We start from the raw sequence: 21234 nt of genomic DNA on the forward strand, positions 1-21234 counted from the left end.
ATATTTGAGTTTTATAACATTCGATGTGATGCGCAAAAATTATTCCGCACTTGTTCTTATCTCCTGTAATTGTTTTTTGCTAAGCTGATTTTTCATACGTCTTGCCAGAAAAAACTCGCTTTCAAAGAGTTTGATCAACATATCACGTCTTGCATAGATACGGTCTCGCTCTGTTTCAGACTGGCCTTGTTCTCGTAAAACTTGCCACTTTTTGACGCGTAATTCATCAATTTCTTCTTTTAAGATCTGAATTTCATTCTCCCAGTTTTCCGAATTTTCAGCAAATTCTTTACGAATACGGTTGCCGTTGAACAAAACAAGCAGGTCGTTTCTTAAAACAGTTACGTTGCTCAGCAGCAACTTTCCTGCAAAAAGAAACAGGAAAAACACGAACACAAAAAGTGCAATGGCCTGCCAGGCGCCTTGAAAAGGCAAAGCATTGGCAAAAACAAATAGCGCTGCTGCAAACGGTAAACCAACTTCTTCTAGCAATGAACGCCAGGAAACGCGGGATTCGGTATCGTGAAATATTGAAATCCGGCCAAACAAACTGAACATACCAGCCAGGAAAATACCCAGGGCGATCCATGAACTTTCGGCAAAAGTGGGTTTCAGAGATTCTCTGATCAGAAAAAAGTTGCCGGTACACATCGCTATGGATAGCATCAGGCCAATGAGTGTGCGGGGCAAATGGTGATCATCATTGGGGCCGGAAGTTACCAGATTTCTGAGTTTTCCATTAAGCTCTTCGGAACGATTATTCTTTTGTCCAAGAAATAAATTCAGTTCCTGGATGCGTTCGTTGTGCTGTTCGATGCTGCTCAAATGTTCCGCTGCCAGGTGTGAAAAGTATTTATGGATGATATCCGTTTTTTCCGTTGGATCGGATTCTGATAATCCAAAAAGAACGCCTTCGTCACGAAGGGTATCTTCGTCTTGCAACCAATATGGAATCGCTACATCGCTTTTGACTGGCAAGCCAGGATTTTTCTCAGGCTGAGTGAAATTATTGTTAACTCCTGTCGGGTATGGAACAGGTAAATTCTGTGTATTTTGGGGCATGGTGTCTTTGAAGCCGGAGGGAGCTTCTATTGTTGATTCTGGATTGGTGTCGTAAAAAATTTCTTGGTCGTTGTCGGAAGAACGGAACCAGTTGGAGATACGTTCAGTGAATTTTCCCATAAGTTTTTCATGGTTTTAGTCCGCAAGTATCCATCAAAACTGGCAAGTGTCCAATATTATTGTGATGACCGGTGATTTAGTGTCGTAAAGGACTAGAAACTAGGGTTTTGGGAACATTTGTTTCAATGCAGTCCAGAGTTTTTTCTTTAAATCACGATCTGCTTCTATGACTGGAAGTGGGTCGGTGAGTAAAAACCATATTCCTTCCACTTGTTTTGGGGTATAAGGCGGGAGCAGAAGGTCGAGATGCAGTTTTATCAAGGGAACTCCAAACGTGATGAAATAATTGATGCGCTTCTCCGAGAGAACACTTCTTGCATCCGGTCCTGAAAGAAAACTGAAATTAAGTATATCAGAATTTTCCGAAGAATGTCCGACAGCTTTCAAAACATTATCCAAAAATAAAGCCTCCGACACAAGCATTTCGTGTTGTTTTGGTTCATCAATCAGTATGAGGACTTTATGATTTAAAACAGGGAACTGGGTTTGGGGGATAGCTGGTTTTGGTTGTTGAACCGCTTCTTCTGTATCAGTTGAAACAGGAATTGAAACTGTTTGTTTCAGTGTTGGAGGTTCAATATTTGGATTAGTTGGTTCAGATTTATTGATAATTTCATGGGGATCTTCCTGTATTTCGGACGCTGTAATAATCTCTCCCGGCACTTGAAAAAGTACGTCATGCTGATATAAGATCTGGAAAAGTGCAGCTGAATTCATCGTTTGTATCACTATGCTAATCTGAAATTACTGAATACTCCATATTCCCAGCTTTTTCTTTTGTGCGTTAATTTCAAGATTAGCATATTCCTGACTTGAAGAATATTTTTTGAAATGGATCGCCAGACCTCGCTGAACCAGTTCCTTGTTAAGCACGGAGCCATTAGGTAAAATTACTTCACCTAAAAGTCTTCCGTATCTGTCAAATTCACCGTTATGTTTTATGGTAACAATTTTATGAAAACATTTTTCAGAAGTATACTGCTTGGCAACTTTATAAAATGGCTTTCCGCGTTCCGGCGAATTAATATGCAAAAAGCGAATTCTGACAGCCTTTCCCTGGCGTAAACCAGCCTTTTTGCCATCAAAAATAAATTTCATTTCAATGGTATCTCCATCCTGAATACCGATCACTTCTGCTTTCAGTGGACTGGGTAAAGTGCTGGATTTAACAATTCCTTTATTCTTATCAACAGGTTGTTCTTTTTGCTTCAAAGACAGCAATCCTGGCAATAGGGAAAACACAATAAGATAATGAACTAATACTCTGTAACTTGAAATTTTGAAAATTGGCACGCGCATTGATACTAAAAAGTTTGGACTGCAAAGGTAAGGAATACTTCGCTGCCAGAGACTTGTTGAGTTTTGTTTATCTTTGAATAAACAAATTATTCCATCAGCCTATGACCTTTGACGAGCTTGACATGGATGGTACTTATACCTACGCAGATTACCTTCAATGGACATTTGAAGAGCGTTTGGAAATAATTAAAGGGAAAATATTCAAAATGTCGCCTGCTCCTGCCAGACGTCACCAGGATATTTCTTTTAAACTGGGTGTTGCAGTATATAACTTTTTACAGCGGACGACCTGTAAGGCATATTATGGCACCATTTGATGTCAGATTATCTCCGTTGAAAAGGAAAGTGAGCCCAACTCAGGTTTATACGGTAGTACAGCCTGATATTTGTGTGATTTGTGATCTGGAAATATTGGATGATCGGGGCTGTATTGGCGCGCCGGACCTTATTATTGAAATTCTTTCACCTGGAAATTCCAAGATGGAAATGAAGGAAAAGTTTGAGGTATACGAAGAAAACGGCGTCAAGGAATATTGGCTGGTAAATTCTACTTAACACTTAGTACTTGTTTACATCCTGAATGATGAGGGCAAATACATTGGTCTGAAACCTTTTATAGAGGAAGAAATAATAACTTCCTCTGTGCTGCCAGGTTTCGAAATGTTGGTAGGTGATATCTTTGCAGAATAAATTACTTTAATTTCAAATCATACCATTTAATATCTTTCAACGGCGTGCGGCGCGAAACCATTTGCTGCGGAGGATAATTTTTTTCCAGATAATCCAGTACCTGTTTTTCGGTTTCTCCTAAATCCCAAAGATTATGGTTTGCCTGCATCCATCGGATTTTTTGTTTCCAGCCATCGCGGGTGAAATGATTAGCACTGATCAGCTTTGTGGAATGGCAGCCTGTGCATTGCGCCTTCACCATGTATAGATTTTCATCCACTACAAGTCCGGTTTCCTTATCCAGTTTTGTTGTGTCAGACAACAATGTGGTTGCATGAATTGACGGAAGTTCATAAGAGGAAATCCCATTTTTACTTTTTGTTTCCTGACGAAATGAACTGAATAAAATTCCCAGTCCCAGAAAAACGATGAGTGTTGCTTTGATTCTCATTTGTATATTATTTTCCGGACCGTATTATCCTACTTTAACTGCAATTCTTTCGCAGGCATTGTTCAAATACCCTCCCGGGTTCCATGCCGGAATGACCATCGGTTGTGCAACGCCTTTCTCATCTGTCGCACGAACCCATACTTCATAATAACCTTTCACAGGAAATTTGATATTTGTATTCCAGTGTTGCCAGGCAAGCCGGTTCGCTGGTGCTTCCAGTTTGCAATCCTGCCAGGTCGCTCCGAAGTCAATGGAAACCTCTACTTTTTTTACCGAAAAATCGCCTGCCCACGCATGTCCGCGCAGAGGAAGGGTTTCATTTGAAGTAATCGATGCTCCTGTTTTTGGAAAAGTGATCATCGATTTCACCGGCATGGATTCGATGATTCTATAGTATTCATCAGTTGTTGGAATTTCGGTGCCTGGCGCAACAGGGCTTTTGGGCATTCTGTAACTATGGCCTTCCATTTTTGCTCCATCGTGCACTTTATTACGAACCGAAATGCCACTTAACCATTTTCCGGAAACGGAAGCTGGCCAGCCACCGATCACCAGCCTCAAAGGAAATCCGTGAAATTCGGGTATATCTTTTCCGTTCAGCTGCCATGCAATGAGTGTTTCGTCTTCCATTGCTTTTGCAATAGGGACACCTCTTGAAATGGCTTCTTTTTTTGGATCTTTGCTTAAATGCAGATCCTTTCCGTGATATCCGATATAAACAGCGTCGCTTTTAACACCCACGTCAGCAAGAACGTCTTTTAGTCTAACGCCCGTCCATTCAGAACAGTGCACAGCACCTTGTCCCCATTGATTACCCGAGGCAGCAGGGAAATATCCTGAGCGACCATTTCCTCCACATTCAAGTGTAAGTTGGTAGGTATAGTGCTTGAATTTTTTTTTCAGTTCTTCCAGCGTATACGTTTTAGGCGCTTTTACGGATTCACCGTCAATGTTCAGAGTCCAGGTTTTGATGTCGATAGTCTCCGGGATCAAACCGTTATTACGGATGAACATTTTGTCAACAGGGGTAATACGGTCATCTAACAAATCTAGCGGAGTCTCAACATTCCATGGTCGATCACCCTGAACGATGAGGTTTGTATTTTTGCCCTTCAGTGCATCTTTTTCTCCGAAACCGATTGGTATATAATTTGGGGGTAGATTTTTGGCAAAAACAACCTCGCTTCCAAGAGAGGCAACGATTGCGGCGAGACTTGATTTTTTCAGGAAACCGCGTCTGTCAAAGAGATACTTCATACGATGGGTTCAGCTTAATTACAATTATAACGGCTTTGTCCAGGAAACCTTATGATCAAAGCTGTCAAAAGTTCAAACTTACTGAATTTACGATAAAAAGGTTACCCTATTATGGATAACCTTTTATGCATTTCATAAATTATAGCGTGTAACACTGACTTTGAACTTCACTTGCACTAAAAGTGTATGTATATGTTCAACAGGGTGGGTTATTCGATATTCATTCCGTTACCTTAAAATTTTTATAAGAACAAACCTGCAATGGCAAGTACCTGTTCTTTTGTAAGTGGCTCATCAAATGCTTCTGAGATTGCAGCATTTGATTTTCCTGCAAGACCAGTTAAATCTACTCCGCCTTGCATTCTATTATCATCACCCGCATATACAGCAGCAGGAGTTCCTTCACTGCCCGTAATCCATGACTTAATAGCAACATTACCTGTTGCAGCACCAAGTAACTTACGAACGATTGAAGCATGTCTAGCTTCAACAGAGTGAACTTGCAAAGCATATTCCAAAAGAGCAGGGTCAGCCATCAAACCACCAGCCTGTCCTTTGTAAGCTCTAACCCCTGTATCCTCCAATGCGTGAGAAACAGTCAGGAATGTGTTATAGTCAGAGAATACCGAAGCAAAAGCACCTTTACCTGTAAAATCGAAAGTTGGTTTAGCAACGGCTTTTGCTCCAAGCGCGCCTTTCAAAAATGCTACGTGCTGCGTTTCGTGTTTTCCGATTTGTGTAAAAATCGTCTTATCACTTGCAGGAATCAGATTTGCCGTTCCATTCGCTTGCTGATAGAAATCATCTTCCAGGTATTCCAGCGTAAGGGCAAAGTTCAGGATATCAATAGCACCTGCTGACTGTGCATAAGCCTTGTTAACGATAGATGCAAAAACTGTCGGCACTGCTGCTGCAGCCAGTTTACTTCCTATTTTGCTCATAAAATGACGGCGGGTTGCATGTTCCAAACGGCCCACTGCATCACCATCTATTTTTTGAATTTCGTCTACTATTTTGAAAATGTCCATATTGGTCAAAAGTTGAAGTCTGTTGGGAAATTATTTAGGTAGATTAGCGCCGCTGATCTTTGTTTTAACATAAGGCTGAACTGCTGCAAGAATTGTAGCAGAAGCCGTCGCCTTATCCAAACCATTTGAGTCAATCTGCGTGTCGCTTGCGAAATCAGCCGTTTTTGGCGTTAATAAATCGCTGATTGCTGCGGCATGACGCGCTTCAACCGATACAATTTTCCCGGCTAATGTCAGGTATGTCGCGTCTTTTATAAATTTACCTGCACCGTTGTAGGCTGCAACTCCGGTATCTTCAAAAAGTTTGGCAGCACCGAGAACCTGTGCGCGGTTAGAGAAGTCGATTGAAGAAAAATCAACTTCAAGAGATGGAATGATCTGCGTTGGCGCAGCGGCTGTAAGAGCTGCTTTGAAGAAATCTCTGTGGATCACCTCGTGATCACGAATGTCTGTAAGAATTGTAGTTTCAGCAGCTGTAATTCCTGTATATGGAGTTTTCACAACCTGCTCGTAAAACGCAGCTTCAAGTTGCTCCAGCGCATAAGCGTAATTCAAAATCCCCACGTCTCCGCTTCCAAGGTCAACTGTCCCCATTGGAGGAGTTATCATATCATCGTCATCATCTTTACATGCGCCGATAGCTAGTGTTCCCACCGCTGTTGCAATACCAGCTGAACGTAAGAATAGTCGTCTGTTCAAAACGGATCCGTCACCTTTCTTGGTTTCGGAATCTTTCTGTGTGATGTTGTTATTGATCATAGCAATTAAAGGTTACGATTTTCTTTCCGTCCATCGAAAAGAGTATTTGGAAAACCTACGCCTGAAAAAATGCTTTAGATCGATACATGGTAAAAAACGTATGAATTATTTGTTATTTTTCTTGTTAGTGTTGTTTCATTTGGTAACATCAAAATACAAATTGCCCGGAAAGTTAATCTCCGGGCAATTTGTATTTAATTGAAAACCTGAGTTTTATTTTTTCACAATTTTACTAGTGATCACTGTCCCGTTGGTACGAATCATTTGCACAAGATAAAGTCCCGATGGCAAATTCTGAACATTGATTTCTTTGCTCGGAACAGAAGAGGACTGATAAACAGCTCTGCCGCTGGCGTCAAAGATCGATACGCTCTTAACCAGAGTGAAATCAGTTGTTTTAATGATAAGCTTCTCTGCGACCGGATTCGGATAAAACGATGCTGACAGGCCCTCAAAGCTGATTGACTCAATACGACTGTAAGCAAAAGTGCCGTCGCGGTCGACCATTTTCAGACGGTAAAGATTTTCGCCGTTGAGAGGTTCGCTGTCAATAAAATTATAGTTTTTGATTGACGTACTCTCACCATTCGATCTCTTAGTTCCGATCATACCCCATTGTTTACCATTCTGGCTGCGTTCTATTTCGAAACGGTCACTGTTGGTTTCTGTGGTTGTCGCCCAGTTTAGCAAAGTTGTCTGTCCTTCTTTTGCCACGGTGAAAGACGTAAGTGTGACAGGTAGCGGAACTGTTGGATCCACAAGCAAATGAAGCGTCGCAGTAGCACAGGCTGATGGCGTACCGTTGTCACATGTCGTATATTCGAAATTTACCGGGCCGGTAAATCCTGTGGCTGGAACAAAGGTGAAACTTCCATCGGATAACAATGTGAATGTTCCTGAACCGTTGGTGATACTTTGCGGCGAGACCACATTGTCATTACCGTTAGGATCGATGTCATTAACGGAAACGTTCCCTGTGGATGTGATACCAATTTCAGAATTAAAGTAGTCATCCGTTGCAGATGTTGCATTTGCAGCGTTAGGCTCTCTCACGGAAATGTAAACCGAGGTAGTTGTACACAACCCTGATGGAGTTTCGCAGACTGAATACGTGAACATGTCCGGGCCATAGTATCCTGCATTAGGCGTGTAAATAATATTTCCACCTGATACTGATACCGTTCCATTTGAAGGGGTAGTTGGTGTAGGATCTCCTAATATTCCGTTCTTGTTTCCAACGCCATCATTTGCTTTAACATTGATCACGACTTGTTCCGGTGCAGAAGCAGCGCCTGTCACAAGTGCTATATCAAAATTGGCGAATGGAATATTGGTATCCACAAGCGGATTTTTAACGGTGATGACCAATGGCACATTTGTACAAGGAGTTTCGGGAATACAAACGGGAACATCGTAGGTGTATATTCCTATTGTCGTAGCTGTGAAAGTATAAGTTCCATCTGTATTCAATATCAGATTAGCACCTGCCGGATTTCCCGGAGCAGCTGTTGCTGTCGGACCATAGGTGCTGCCTGCTGGTAAAACATCGTTTGTCCCCACACTTGCAGATACCGGAACATTTATTTGTGTAGCGGCAAAGTCTGGATTTTTGATCGCATTACAACTCAAAGCGCCTCCGCCAACTGATGTTCTTGTGTCAATAAATGCACCAAATACGTCAACAACATTAATGACGTCTGCCAGTGCTGTAAAGACAATTCGTACCTCATCGAAAGCCTGGGTGGTGACAAAACTTGGATTAATCTGGGTGCCAACGCCAATTGTAATTATGTTCAATAATTCAAGGTTGAGTAATGCTGCGCCCGTCCTGGATTCCTGTAAAACGCCGTTATTGTAAGTCTGAATGGTAATGGAATTCAAAAGATCCACTTGCGCAATGCTGTTAACATTTCTGATAACGAACCCGGCAGCAGTACCAATCGGATAAGTTGAAATTGGATCAACTACTGAAATTGCAGCAGAGGCTCCAACATTTGCAACAAGGGTCACACGAGAGAAATCAGAGTTGCTTGAAGAGATTACGTTCCATGGGTCACTAACTGAGCAGCCTACACATGCGACACCAGAAATACCTGTTTTCGCCGCATCAATAACGACGGGGAAATCTGGTTGCGTAAGGAAGTAGCTATTGTTGCAGGCGATAGTTCCCTGGCACAATTGATCAAAGATGGCTCCATAAATTCTGATATTGCCGAGATCGGCACCGACCAGCTGCGTGAAGGTTATTTTTACTTCGTCGTAATCCTGGTTCGCAACAATCCCTACAACCTGGCGGCTTGATCCGGTTAGCAAAGATGTCGCTGCTCCCACGATCAGCGCATTTCCGGTTCCGGTCTGCACCAAAGTTCCGTTATTGTAAAGCGATATGGTAGCACTGCTCAGCGCACCCGCGGAAAGTAACGTAGTGGTTTCTACATCAAAGCCAGCAAATGAATTTGCAGCGTAAGTGTTGAGCGCGTCTGCAACTGCAAAGTCAGCAGAGCTAGCAACACCTGCTGTCAACACGATCGTAGCTGCATTGTTAGCATCGCCATCAATCACATTTCCGGAATTGTTAATTGTACATGCAACGCAGGCAGGTGAAGTTATTCCTGTATTTCTTCCATCAATGTAAACCGGAAAATCAGGATTTGTAACTGCAGTAAGTGTGTTACATTCCAGTGGAGTTCCTGTACAGAACGTCGTAAAGACTGCTCCATAAACCTCGGTGGTTCCAACGGTCAACCCGGCGGTCTGGTCCACAGTCAATTTAACTTCGTCAAATTCTTGAGTAGCGACAAAACCAATCGTCTGCCTGCCAGACCCACTTAAAAGCGGAGCTCCAACGGACAATAAGCTTCCATTGCCAAAAACATCACTTGTTGCCACACCGTTCAGATAAGTCTGAATTCTTAATCCACTTAAAGCGTTTACCCCGATGATACTTGGGTTGTTGATATCAAACCCTGTAAAGGTTCCGGCCGGATAGGACTGCTGTACACTTTTAACTGCGACTGAACCACTTACCCCAACCGCTGCGGTTAGCACAATATCAGTATGATTGGCTGGATCTCCATCAATTAAGTTACCGGTATTTGTAACCTGGCAATTAGCACAAACTGCTGCGTCAACCCCAGTGTTAGGTGTACTGATGATGACAGGATAACTTGGGCTGGTAAGCGCAGTAGGCGTATTACAGGATAGTGCAACGCCATCACAGAAAGTCTGGAATACAGCACTGTAAACTGATGTAGCACCAAGATTTACGCTCAGGGTGGCAGCAATGGTAATTTGGACTTCATCAAAGGGAAGCGTACTAACAAAACCTACCCGCTGTCTGCCGGCACCGGTTAGTAATCCAACAGATAACAGACCATTGTCAGCCGTTTTTGTCTCCTGCTCCGCTCCGTTCAAATATGTTGTGAGCGTGATATTGTCAAACACGCCAAGATTAAGCAACGTAGAATTTTCAATTTCAAAGCCTGCAAATGTCTGCGCCGGATAATCCGTTACTTGGTCCCTAATGGATAAAGAAGCGCTTCCAATTCCAGTCACTGATAAGCTTGCAGCATTTGAAGTGGTTGCGTCAACCGCATTTCCGGTATTTGCCAATGTGCCAAGGCCGGTAGTGGTTGTTCTTTCAGGAGAAACGATTACGGGATATTCCGGATAATTTACAGCAGTGGCAGTGTTACAAACTAAGGAAGGGCCTGCTGTGTAAGCTCTTTGCAGCGCATAAAAAACATCGTATGTGGTAATAAGACCTAGCGGACTAGCAATTGTAATCTCTACCTGGTTATAACTTAACGTTGTGTAAATACCAACCTCAGTCGCATCTGAAACCAGAGATGAACTCAGACCTAATAAGCTTGCCGAAGTGCTGGTTTCGCGTAATGTACCGTCCAGATATGTTCTGATCGTGATCCCATTAAGTACAGCGAGACCGAGTAATGACGTATTTCTTATCAAAAAACCTGCGAAATTTCCCGCCTGGTAAGTGTTTGCATCGGCCACTAACATGGTTAGGGAACCACCTACAACAATGGTTCCGCTCGCTGGCTGCGACAAATTATTGTCGATTGCTCTTGAAGCGGAAGTCCAGAAGCTTAACCCAGGGGAAGTATTCGTCTGCGTAACTGTGAAGCTTGGCGTTGAACCGTTCACCCAGGGTGTCGATGTCGTCGGATTTAATGGAAGATTGGCTTGTTGTGCCAAAGCCTGAAAATTTGAGGCAAAATAGCATATAACAGCTATACAGCAGATGAGAAACGTGTTTTTTTTAAAAACCGTTTCAGGAATATGTGATACCATGACTATTTAAATTAGAATGTTCGTAGTGTGATAGACTGTTGATAACTGAAAGCAATAAATCGCGCACCGCTGTTAGTAGGGGTTTTAAATCCGTCCGGTTGACATTTGTGAAGCGTTGCTCGGTCAGGTGAAGGATAAGGCAAATGGCCCTGGCAGGTATTGTCAGTAGAAATTTTCATCAGGAATTGAATTTATAGTGAGAAATATTTAGTAAAATCGTTATTAGTCAGCGCATAAGTTTCCTGTCCATGATTTGAACAATATTCAAACCTGTTACGAATTGGTGTAAATGGTGACTTTGATCTGTCTAGCCTAAATTAGCTGGGGGCGAGCAGCAATGTAGACATGGAAATGTCTCTAATCCGTAGCCGGACTGGTGCTTGTGAGCGTAAAAAAGTAGTGGTGTGTTTTTCATAAAATGCAATATGTATGGTGAGAAATATTTGCTGAATGGTTAGCGCGTAATCTTCCTGTCCATGATTTGATTGACATTCAAATCTGGTATGGATTATTAGAATTTGTTACTGAAAACTTCCTAAGCGATGTGAAGCGGAGGTGAGCAGCATTGGAGACAGGGATATGTCGATTCAAAATAGTCGAACCGCTGCTCACAGTTGACCTGTTTATGCGAGAATAAGAGTAGTGGTGTGCTTTTCATAAAATGTACTATATATGGTGAGAAATATTTCTTAGCTATTAATTCGAAATCCACTATTACATTCCAATACTTTGTTTCTTGAAAATTAATCAATTTTAAGGCAACCTTTAATTATTTTATCAGATGATAATATTTATACCATTTACCTATGAACGAAAGCCAACTTGTTAATAACTGCGGACTGTATTGCCGGAATAGCAACAGGTCAGATGACACAAGCCGAAAAGTACTGAGTAAAGGATAATCTTCTGAGGGGTAAGGATGCAAGCAAGTAATAGCGCATTTAGGTTACTAAATCTGCCTTTTTAAAAGATCTGTCATATATTTCAAATTTTTCATGGTCTAATAAATCTATAAAAGTGTTTGCTGCAAAAGCTCCTTCGAGCCAAAAGGCTTTCCTATCATAAACATAGTAAAGTTTCTACACTTAACAAATATTAGTTTCTATTTTTATAGAAATTAATTTACATCGCGTAGAAAAACTTATTTTTCGGCATAATAATAGCTTCAATGATTAGTTACTATTCGGTTCAAGACGTCGAATCTTGTGGAGGTAAGTTGGCTATGATTCAGAGACAAGGATAGGCAGATTAGAAAAATCCTGAGTTCGGGAATAAAAAAGGGAGAACCATAAAATCATTGATTTAGTGGTTCTCCCCTTAAAAACTTATATAACGTTGAGTAAAGGTTGTTCTATCGGGAATATTATTTAAATGAACTGGAATACTTCATTGAACGTCAAAAATTGACTAGATTAAGTTTGTAATACTTATACTACATTATACTACCAAAGAACTTCGTCGTAAATATATAAACAATTTAGATTTTTACCAGTTTCTTAAAAGAAAAAAAATTTAAATTTTCCTTTAAGAAACCATTGTCATCCTTTTGAATGTCAACCATAATGTTGAATAAATCAGTGTGAAGACTCTTTAATACTGAATAGAAAATCAATCGTACCGTATTTAATCAAATATTGTTATTTTTTGTTTTTTTATTTATATAATGGTTATGATTTGACTAGCTTTGGCATGTCTTTTGATCGTTATTCATCATCTATTTTAAGAATTCAGTATCCACAATAAGTCATAAGAAAATATGAAAAATATAAGGAACATTTTAATTCTCGTAGCAATTGTAATAGCTAGCCCGAAGGCAAATAGTTCTACAAATGGCTTTTTTATAGAATCTGTTGTACAAGACAAGGTTTCGGTTAAACCGGAAGATCTGCCACAGCCTATTAAGACGACCTTGGAGACTGACGTTTATGCAGGATGGGAAATAACTGAGGCCTTCATTATTACAAAAGAAGATAAGACGCAATTCTTCGAAATATCTCTTAAAAACGGAAGCGAAACTGCCAAAATAAACCTCGACAAGGATGGCAGGAAGGTAGAATAGAAAGAATTAATCATTTAACGCCAAAAAGCCGTAGATTTCTCCCGCTTTTTGGCGTTAAATTTTGCAATTTTGTATTCTCGTAAATCGTTAACTTACGGATATTTTTCTAATCACTAATTTATTTTGCCCTTATGGCCCATTTGCTTCTTGTTGAAGACGATACTACATTTTCCAAATTGCTAAGTAACTTTCTTGGTAAGCATGGCCATGCAGTACAGGTTTGCTCAACAATAGCCGGTGCCAGGGATGCCATTCGTTCAAAGGCCGGCGCATCAGATGATTTTGCAGTATTTATGCTGGATTATCGTCTTCCGGATGGCAATTCTCTGGATCTTTTAAAGTCCCTGCGTGAAGAAGGTAACCGGACGCCTGCGTTGATTATGACAAGTTTTAATGATATCAGAACTGCCGTAAATGCGATGCAAAGCGGAGCGTTCGATTATATAACAAAGCCTGTTAATCCGGAAGAGTTGCTTATGGTTTTAAAAGAAGCACTAAACAGGAAAACAGAAGTTTCTGTTAAAACGATTAATAAAAAACCAGAAAAACAGTCGCTTGATTTCATTGAAGGTAATAGTAAAATTTCTAAGCAATTGTATGAATACGTTCGTCTGGTAGCGCCAACGGATATGTCGGTAATTATCCAGGGAGAAAGCGGGACAGGCAAAGAACATGTTGCCAAATCAATCCATAGATTAAGCAAGCGTGCTGATGGCCCTTTTGTGGCTATTGACTGTGGGTCTTTGTCGAAAGACCTGGCGGCAAGTGAACTTTTCGGACATAAAAAAGGTGCTTTTACGGGCGCATTAAGCGATAAAATTGGGCAGTTTGAAGCTGCTGATGGCGGAACTTTGTTTCTGGATGAAATTGGAAATCTTGGATATGATGTGCAAATAAAACTGCTACGGGCATTACAGGAGAGGATTGTGGTACCTATCGGAAGTACCCAGCCTGTAAAGGTTGACGTCAGGCTGATTGCAGCCACGAATGAAGATTTGCTGACGATTTCCTCAAATGGCGACTTCCGGGAAGATTTGTACCACCGTTTAAATGAGTTCAAAATTCAGGTTCCGGCGCTTAGAGAGAGGGGAGAAGATCTTGCCGTTTTTATACAGCATTTTGTTGATAAGGCAAATGAAGAACTTGAAAAAAATGTCCGCCAGCTATCGAAAGAAGTTATGGATATTTTTATGAAATACGACTGGCCCGGTAACCTGCGCGAACTTAACAATGTAATCAAAAGACTTGTATTGCTTTCAAAGGAAGAAACCGCCGATCTTAAAGCATTGCCGCAGGAAATGATTACATCAATGGAAAGTATTGCTGCAAAACCAGCAGTCGCCAGTGGTTCTGATCTAAAATTATTGCAGGAAACGCATGAAAAAGAAATGATCGAGAAGGTTTTGCAGGACGTGCGTTACAACAAAAGTAAAGCTGCCAAGCTACTGAACATCGACCGCAAAACGCTTTATTACAAAATCGAAAAGTATCATATCGAGTAAGAAAATATTTTTTCATCAATATGTTCAATGAGGGAATCTGTCTGAGATATGGCAGATTCCAATTCATTTTTTGAGATACTTTCAGGATCTTCACGAAGAGATATCTCAAATTTCCTAAATGTGGACGACAGGGATGATGCACCTACCTGGCCTATTCTTCCGGATAATTTATGAGCAATCTCGGGTATATTTTCTCTTTCGTCTTTCTCAATTTCATTTCTGAGTTTGTCCAGATCATATCTGGTATCTTTTACGAACTGTTCCAGAATTTCTTTCAAAAGCACCTCGTCACCAAAGGTCATCTCCTGAAGAACACTCAAATCAAGTTCATCAGAATCCTCATCAGAAGATTTTTTCGAAATGACGATTTTATTAGCATCCGAATTCTTTTGCAACAAATCCAGTAATTCGTGAGAATGGAATGGCTTCATCAAAATTCCATCGAAACCCATTTCCATTAATTTGACTTGTTCTTCCGGCAAGGCTTGCGCAGTCAGCACATAAATCTTAACAAAGGAAGGGACAATTTTTCTAAGTCGCATACACAACTCACCGCCATTCATGCCTGGCATACGCATATCCGTTAGCACGACTCTTACGTCACTATCCCACTCTGTACTCAATACGGCCTCAGCAGATGAAAAACTTTCATGAGGTATATGATGTGATGCTAAAATAGAGGCGCACCATTTTAATATGAATGCATCGTCGTCCACAAGCCATATCTTGCCGCTGATCTGGTATTGTTTATCGCTTAAGTCATCTGTTTGGTTCAAAGGAGTGCTAGCTTTTTCAAACGACAGGTCAACTGTAAAAGTAGTCCCTTTGTTCAATTCACTGGAAACTTTGATATTTCCACCCATGCCGGCAACCAGTGCTTTTACAATACTTAAACCCAAACCACTCCCACCAAATCTTCTTGCGATGGAAGGGTCAGCCTGTTCAAACTGGTTAAAAACGCGATGCATCTGTTCTTTTGATAGACCAATACCGGTATCTGTCACTTCAAATTTTACTAAAATTTTTCCATCAGACTCCACGCTGCTAGTCGTCAACCTGACTTCACCACTTTCAGTAAATTTGATCGCATTTGTCAAAAGATTATACAGGATCTGCCGCAGACGAAATGGATCTCCAAGTAGATATGCATCAGGCTCTAATCCATTTTCCAGCGATAAGGTCAGAGACTTAGAAGAGGCAGTCGGACGCAACATTTTTATAACTTCATTCAGAAGTGGCGTGATGGCAAAAGTCCTTTCTTCGAAAGTAAACTGGTCGGAAATAATTCGGCTGTAATCGAGGACTTCATTAACCAGGTAAAGCAAATGTTCTGAGGCAGAGTGAAGCGTTTCAAGGTCTTCTTTTTTTGGTTTCTCGTCTTTGCTTAAAGCTTCGGTGTAGCCAATAATGGATTGCAGAGGCGTTCGGATTTCATGACTCATGTTGGACAAAAAGCGTTGTTTGGCCATGCTGTGATATTCTGCTTCTTCCTTCGCTTCTTCCAGTTCGTACCGGTATTTATTACTTTTTGTGATGTCAGCGAAAATCAGGTAAGCAAGCAATGCTGTTAAAAACAAGAAACCGATCATGACATATTCGATCATATTGATGCTATCGCCAACCGTATTCTGGACTTGTAAACCATCCGTGCTCACCTGACGAACGACTTCCCCCTGAACTTCCTGCATTACATTGCGAAGCTGGCCGACCAGAGAATTTCCAGCAGCAGTAAGTTCCTGTTCACGGCTTACAAATTTATTGGTCCGCATCCGTTGTGATTTTTCAATCGCCTGAACCGCGACTTCGACTTTCTCAATCACACTGTCTTCCCGGGCGATGGAAAGCGTATCAATATGGGAAGTAACTTCTTCCTTTCGAATCGTTTTAGGAACAGGGATAGGAGCTGGTGTCTTGGTTTTTTTAGACCCGAATACACGATTAAAAAATCCTTTTTTCTCTTCCGCTACTATGGTCGGGACTACGGGTTCTGTATAAGTCGTTGTGGTTGTTGTACGCCTTTCCGTTGTAATAATCGTACTGTCAGGCCTGGCTTTTTTCTTGGTCGTAATTAGTCCTGAAATGGAATGTACTTCATCCGAAAGTGCTTTGTTGTTAACCAGTTTGGAGCGGACTTTCACATAATCGCTAAAAATGCTGTCCCTTGCCATCAGTAGGATTTTCATTGAATCAATTCTGCTGACCTGTAATTTGCTGTCACGACACAGAAAACTCAATGTATCCAATGTACTTTGGAGTTGCCCGGATTGGTTGAAAAATTGCTGTTTAATTGAATCCTGCTGATCCGCTGTTGGCCTTGCGTTCTGCAACTGGTCCAGTTGAAGGATATCTTTAAAAACCTTGTTGACAATTCTTAATTTTTCATTTGGCGTGGAAAGTATTTCCAGCTTGTCCACCATATTCTCAAATGCCAGTTTACTGATAACCCACGAAGAAGCCAGCGCAATAAATGCCACCAGAAAACCCAGAAGCACTTTGCCTTTGACAGACTTGGAAATTGAGCGGTTACGTAAAGATGACATAGATGTGAAACCAATGATTACTAGTTATTAACGCAATTTTGCGAAAAAAAAGTTTATTCCCCGATACATGGGCATGGGATATGGTGATTGGTTGTATTTCAATTATACCAGCAAAAAACAGGCCACTCCTTTTCAGAAGCGGCCTGTTTTTTTTTAAATGATTTTTCCAAAGCAATTATTTTGCCAAAGAATTGATCCAGGCAGCAATTTTCATTGCCTCAGCCTTTGGAACCTGAGGCATCGGCGCCATTGGTGTCGAATAATCAGGCCAGTTTTCCGGCTTCGGAGCGTAAATCAGTTCAACGATTTTTTCATTGCTGTATTTACGTTTCGCAACGTCGGCATAAGCAGGGCCAACAACTTTTTTGTCGATTGCATGGCAGGCCAGACATGTATTTTTAGCAAGAAGTGGTTTCACTTCTTCCCATGTTGGCGCTTTTGCCGTTTTGGCTGGAGCAGGAGCTTTACCTTTTCCATCCGGTGAAACGTGCTCTTTTACAGGAGCTGCATCGGCAGGTTTTGCATTGCCTGATCTTGTTGTTTTCAAGTCAGATGCTTTCAGTTTTTCTCCATCAGGAATATTATTCAAAGTATAATAAGCATCCGGGTGAACAAGTGACCAGTAATTATTTTCAGCGCGTACACCTGCCAATTCGATTTTGTGTACGAAATACTGACGCATACCGTCCAGAACAATTCTTACTTTTTTGCCATCTTCTGACAATTTCACACCTTTAACAGTTACATCTTTGGTATCGATCGGAGGACTTCCGTATACCGGATAATGTTTGTACAGGTAGCTGCTCACTTTGTAAGAATCAAGATCTTCTGCTGATTTACGGTCAACCGGCATTGTGAACTCGATTTCAAAACCGTCTGGCATCGCTTTCACGGTATACATTTCAAATGGCATTTTACCATTCCAAACCAGACGCTGCAGACCTTGGTTTGCATCACCTGCAGAACCCCATCCGCGGTTTGTTTCACCTACGAACATTGAACCGTCTTTATCAAAAGCCATACGCAGAACACCTGACTGGAAACCGCTGCGGAATCCGATCGAAGCACCCTGATATTCACCTTTTACTTTTTCAAGAACGATACGCATGATATTACTTTGTCCCTGGTCACCTACAAAAACCTGACCTGTGAATGGACCAAAACCTCCGTTGGTTTCATCCATGATCAATTCAGAAGTTGAAACTCCGTGAACACCATAAGGCAACCATACAGCCGGAAGCTGTACCATATCATATTTTTCTTTCAACTGATACAAGAACTGAGGTTCTTCCTTACGCGTGTTTTCTGGTTTGATCGCACGGTTGTTCTCATCTCTTTCCTGACGGTTATCACGTTCAGCGAAGAATTGTTTTTCAGTTAATTTAACAGGAGAATTTGGAAGTTCTGCCCATTTCAAACCTGCCGGGTGGCCCATGAAACCACCTTTTTTTACAGGAAAAATTCCACCTGTACCCATCCAGTCACCCTGGTTATCTGTATACCAAAGTTCACCTTTCAACATACTGATACCGGCTGGAGAGCGAACACCTGTGGCATACGGCTCAAATTTCCCTTCCGGCGTGATACGGAAAATCCATCCACGGCCAGGTACACGGCTTTCGCCTCTCCACCATTCTTCATCACCAAAAGCTACGTTTCCACTCACAAAGAAACTTCCGTCCGGAGCCACTTTTGGCCCGAAAGAATATTCATGATAGTGACCGGATAATGGCCATGAATAAACTGTTTCGTACACGTCAGCTTTTCCGTCACCGTTTTTGTCGATCAGTTTGGTAAGCTCACCACGTTGTGCACAATATAAAACACCGTCTTTGTAAGCAAGACCAAGCACTTCATGTAGGCCGGTAGCAAATTTTCTGAAATACGGTGTACGGCTTGTCGGATTGTCTACGATCCACACATCTCCGCGACGTGTCGAAATTCCTAACGATCCGTTGGGCAGGCTGGTCAGTCCACCTACTTCCAACACAATTCCTTCCGGAATCGGCGGTGTCACGATCTTGTAGAAATCTTCTTCTTTTGGCGATTCCTGGGCTTTTGCCATCGGCAGGGCCGCCAAAATGATTAATGCTATCTGAGCAATTTTTTTCATTGTTATTTATCAGCTTATAGCTCTGAGCGATTGGCCCGGAGCTTTTGGTAACTTTAAATTAGAATAAGATGGCATACTTAACCCCACCATTCTTCACCGGAATGATCAGTTCTTGCTGGCCGTTAACATTTCTGATCTCAGGTTTTACTGATTTGTCAGCAACCTGGATAAAGTAAGATTTGTTATTAACCGCGTAAAGTCCTTCTGAAACTTTTTCGATAGACGTTCCTTCTGCTACTCTCGCAACAAGATCTTTCACCGGATTTGCAACTTTCACTTCACGTTCGAAATATTTGTTGTCAACAACCGAAAGATGATCAGAAACCGGCGAGCCAAATGCTGTATAATTGAAAGTCGGAGCATCTGTGTCATCCAAAGTATAACCTTTCTGACGGAAACCGCTTCCGGTAGTATCTGCCGTCCAGGCCGATTGACCGCTCCCTTTGCCTAAAAGCATTTCATTGTTCAAAAGTGTTACACTTCCGCGCGGGCGGGATGAACCGTCACCTCGGTCATGCCACATCGGCGTTGCATCAAGAAACTCTCCACGCCAAACTTGCAATACAGCACCTTTTTCAAGGTCATAAGTATAATGTACATTGGAAGGACTTCCCACAGAAACGGCATGAACGATACGAACATTCTTAGCCGCTGGTGTTTTTTTGAAATCCATGAAGCTGCGCATAACCACATTGGTTGGAGCCGTTACCAAAATCGGATCAACACCGCCGCCGGTTGTTACAGAACTTGCCGTGTTCAAAGAAATTTCTCTGAAGCCAGGACCAGAAACCCAAACAGCCAGACCAGGTCTCATGTAACCTTCTGTTTTGCTGTTGAAAATTTCGATTGTATGTGATCCTGCGGTTAAATCAACTTTTCCTGTCCGGAAAGTATTGTTGTTTTTTGATTCAGCAGGTAAAACGTTTTTACCATCAATTTTGATATATGCTTTTCCGGCTGCCTGTAACCTGAAATTGTATTCACCAGCCGTAACCGCATTGAATTTTCCGTTATAAACGTAAGCATAGTTATTATTCTCTTTCAGGATCTCCCAGGTAATGGCATCCGTTTTTCCAGTTTCAGCTGGTTTCGATTTCAGGAAATCTTCTGTAGAATCAAAAGTACCGTAAAAAGTCTTGTAAGTCAGGTCTGATAACGTTCCCGGCTTTTTATCAAAATTATTGATCGTGATGTTTTTGATCGCCAAAGAGCCATGGTCACCCTGGATACGCAACGGTCCGGATGCAACATCTTCCGCCGTCAGAGCACCACGTGTCGGGCCGCTAACTTCTACATTTTCATGAATCGTAACTCCATTCAGAATAATTTTCAAAAAGACAGCATTTGAGATTTTCTTTCCGGCTGAATTAAATCGGGGAGCCTGATAAGAAATCTTGATGTTTTGCCACAAACCAGGTGCTTTTGAAACATTGAAACGAGGGGCATACCCTTCGTAACCTTTTTCACCTTCTGGTTTTGAATCATTCCAACGTTCGTAAATTCCTCCGTTGTCGTTGTATTTGGCAGTTTTTTTACCCCAGCTATCGAAAAGCTGGACTTCATAATTTCCCTGAAGATAAATGCCCGAATTAGATTCTTTCGTAAGCATGAAATCCAGTTCAAGGTCAAGGTCTCCGTGCTTGAAATTTGATACAAGTTCATATTCCTGGCCATACTTGCCCTTTTCGTGCAGACACGCTAAAACTCCTTTACCAGGTTTGGTGTTTAAAACATTAACTTTACTAATGTCAACAGAGGCGTCGCCAACAATCTTCCAATTGCCAGCCTTGTTTGTAAATGCGCTGAGATCATTCAAAGGAATAGCTTCCTGTGCAAAAGACGTTTGCACGGCTATCACTCCCAGACCCCAGGCGATGAATTTGAAAAAGAAACGGGTAGGTTTAAACATACTCTACGTAAGCTTAATTGGTTTATATTAAAAAGAGGAACAAATTACGATATAAGAATCGGGAAAATCACATTTCTTTTGAGCGGAATATTATTTTCTGATCCATTTTTTAACCGGTTAATATTGAAGTCCTGAGAAAATTCGGGACGGTTTTG

16 protein-coding genes are annotated in these 21234 nt (G+C 41.5%); 4 read left to right on the forward strand and 12 right to left on the reverse strand.

Annotation, left to right across the window (positions count from 1 at the left end; translation table 11 throughout):
- Window positions 1–39: 39 nt before the first annotated feature.
- The 3 genes from AC1XUO_RS27795 to AC1XUO_RS27805 all read right to left on the reverse strand — a co-directional run bounded on the left by AC1XUO_RS27795 (window position 40) and on the right by AC1XUO_RS27805 (window position 2481).
- Window positions 40–1182, reverse strand: coding sequence for a hypothetical protein (locus AC1XUO_RS27795; protein ID WP_483333106.1), 1143 nt, complete (start codon window positions 1180–1182; stop codon window positions 40–42).
- Window positions 1183–1281: 99 nt separating this feature from the next.
- Entirely contained in the window at window positions 1282–1899 is a 618-nt protein-coding gene (locus AC1XUO_RS27800; protein WP_483333107.1) for a hypothetical protein, read from the reverse strand.
- 27 nt (window positions 1900–1926) lie between these two features.
- Window positions 1927–2481, reverse strand: coding sequence for a thermonuclease family protein (locus AC1XUO_RS27805; protein ID WP_483333108.1), 555 nt, complete (start codon window positions 2479–2481; stop codon window positions 1927–1929).
- A gap of 101 nt (window positions 2482–2582) precedes the next feature.
- Here AC1XUO_RS27805 and AC1XUO_RS27810 point away from each other — a divergent pair, with 101 nt between their 5' ends.
- Window positions 2583–2798, forward strand: a complete 216-nt coding sequence (locus AC1XUO_RS27810; protein WP_483333109.1) for a Uma2 family endonuclease — start codon at window positions 2583–2585, stop codon at window positions 2796–2798.
- The gene (locus tag AC1XUO_RS27815) at window positions 2785–3036 is read left to right on the forward strand and encodes a Uma2 family endonuclease (protein ID WP_483333110.1); all 252 of its coding nucleotides are present in this window, start codon (window positions 2785–2787) and stop codon (window positions 3034–3036) included. Before AC1XUO_RS27810 ends, AC1XUO_RS27815 begins: the two co-directional genes overlap by 14 nt.
- Window positions 3037–3172: 136 nt before the next feature.
- On the opposite strand, the gene AC1XUO_RS27820 is transcribed toward AC1XUO_RS27815, so the two are convergent.
- The 6 genes from AC1XUO_RS27820 to AC1XUO_RS27845 form a co-directional block, all read right to left on the reverse strand.
- Window positions 3173–3601, reverse strand: a complete 429-nt coding sequence (locus AC1XUO_RS27820) for a hypothetical protein (RefSeq protein WP_483333111.1) — start codon at window positions 3599–3601, stop codon at window positions 3173–3175.
- 24 nt (window positions 3602–3625) lie between these two features.
- Window positions 3626–4858: a sulfite oxidase gene (locus AC1XUO_RS27825; protein WP_483333112.1), complete on the reverse strand. Its 1233-nt coding sequence runs from the start codon at window positions 4856–4858 to the stop codon at window positions 3626–3628.
- A gap of 242 nt (window positions 4859–5100) precedes the next feature.
- Entirely contained in the window at window positions 5101–5886 is a 786-nt protein-coding gene (locus AC1XUO_RS27830; RefSeq protein WP_483333113.1) for a ferritin-like domain-containing protein, read from the reverse strand.
- Between the two features lie 30 nt (window positions 5887–5916).
- On the reverse strand, window positions 5917–6645 hold the full coding sequence (locus tag AC1XUO_RS27835) for a ferritin-like domain-containing protein (protein WP_483333114.1): 729 nt from the start codon (window positions 6643–6645) through the stop codon (window positions 5917–5919).
- A gap of 213 nt (window positions 6646–6858) precedes the next feature.
- Window positions 6859–10956, reverse strand: coding sequence for an Ig-like domain-containing protein (locus tag AC1XUO_RS27840; RefSeq protein ID WP_483333115.1), 4098 nt, complete (start codon window positions 10954–10956; stop codon window positions 6859–6861).
- Window positions 10957–10967: 11 nt separating this feature from the next.
- Window positions 10968–11135, reverse strand: coding sequence for a hypothetical protein (locus AC1XUO_RS27845; RefSeq protein WP_483333116.1), 168 nt, complete (start codon window positions 11133–11135; stop codon window positions 10968–10970).
- 1577 nt (window positions 11136–12712) lie between these two features.
- Here AC1XUO_RS27845 and AC1XUO_RS27850 point away from each other — a divergent pair.
- The gene (locus tag AC1XUO_RS27850) at window positions 12713–13015 is read left to right on the forward strand and encodes a hypothetical protein (protein WP_483333117.1); all 303 of its coding nucleotides are present in this window, start codon (window positions 12713–12715) and stop codon (window positions 13013–13015) included.
- 131 nt (window positions 13016–13146) lie between these two features.
- Window positions 13147–14517 (forward strand): sigma-54-dependent transcriptional regulator, encoded by a 1371-nt coding sequence (locus AC1XUO_RS27855; protein ID WP_483333118.1) that lies wholly within the window; start codon window positions 13147–13149, stop codon window positions 14515–14517.
- Here the strand turns inward: AC1XUO_RS27855 and AC1XUO_RS27860 are convergent.
- The 3 genes from AC1XUO_RS27860 to AC1XUO_RS27870 form a co-directional block, all read right to left on the reverse strand.
- Entirely contained in the window at window positions 14505–17057 is a 2553-nt protein-coding gene (locus tag AC1XUO_RS27860; RefSeq protein WP_483333119.1) for an ATP-binding protein, read from the reverse strand. The genes AC1XUO_RS27855 and AC1XUO_RS27860 overlap by 13 nt on opposite strands.
- Window positions 17058–17232: 175 nt before the next feature.
- Window positions 17233–19170, reverse strand: coding sequence for a c-type cytochrome (locus tag AC1XUO_RS27865; RefSeq protein WP_483333120.1), 1938 nt, complete (start codon window positions 19168–19170; stop codon window positions 17233–17235).
- Window positions 19171–19228: 58 nt separating this feature from the next.
- Window positions 19229–21079 carry a 3-keto-disaccharide hydrolase gene (locus AC1XUO_RS27870; RefSeq protein ID WP_483333121.1) on the reverse strand — a complete coding sequence of 617 codons (1851 nt, stop codon included), beginning with the start codon at window positions 21077–21079 and terminating at the stop codon, window positions 19229–19231.
- Window positions 21080–21234 lie beyond the last annotated feature (155 nt).

The sequence above is a fragment of the Dyadobacter sp. HNCC25DJ186 genome, from assembly GCF_056895235.1.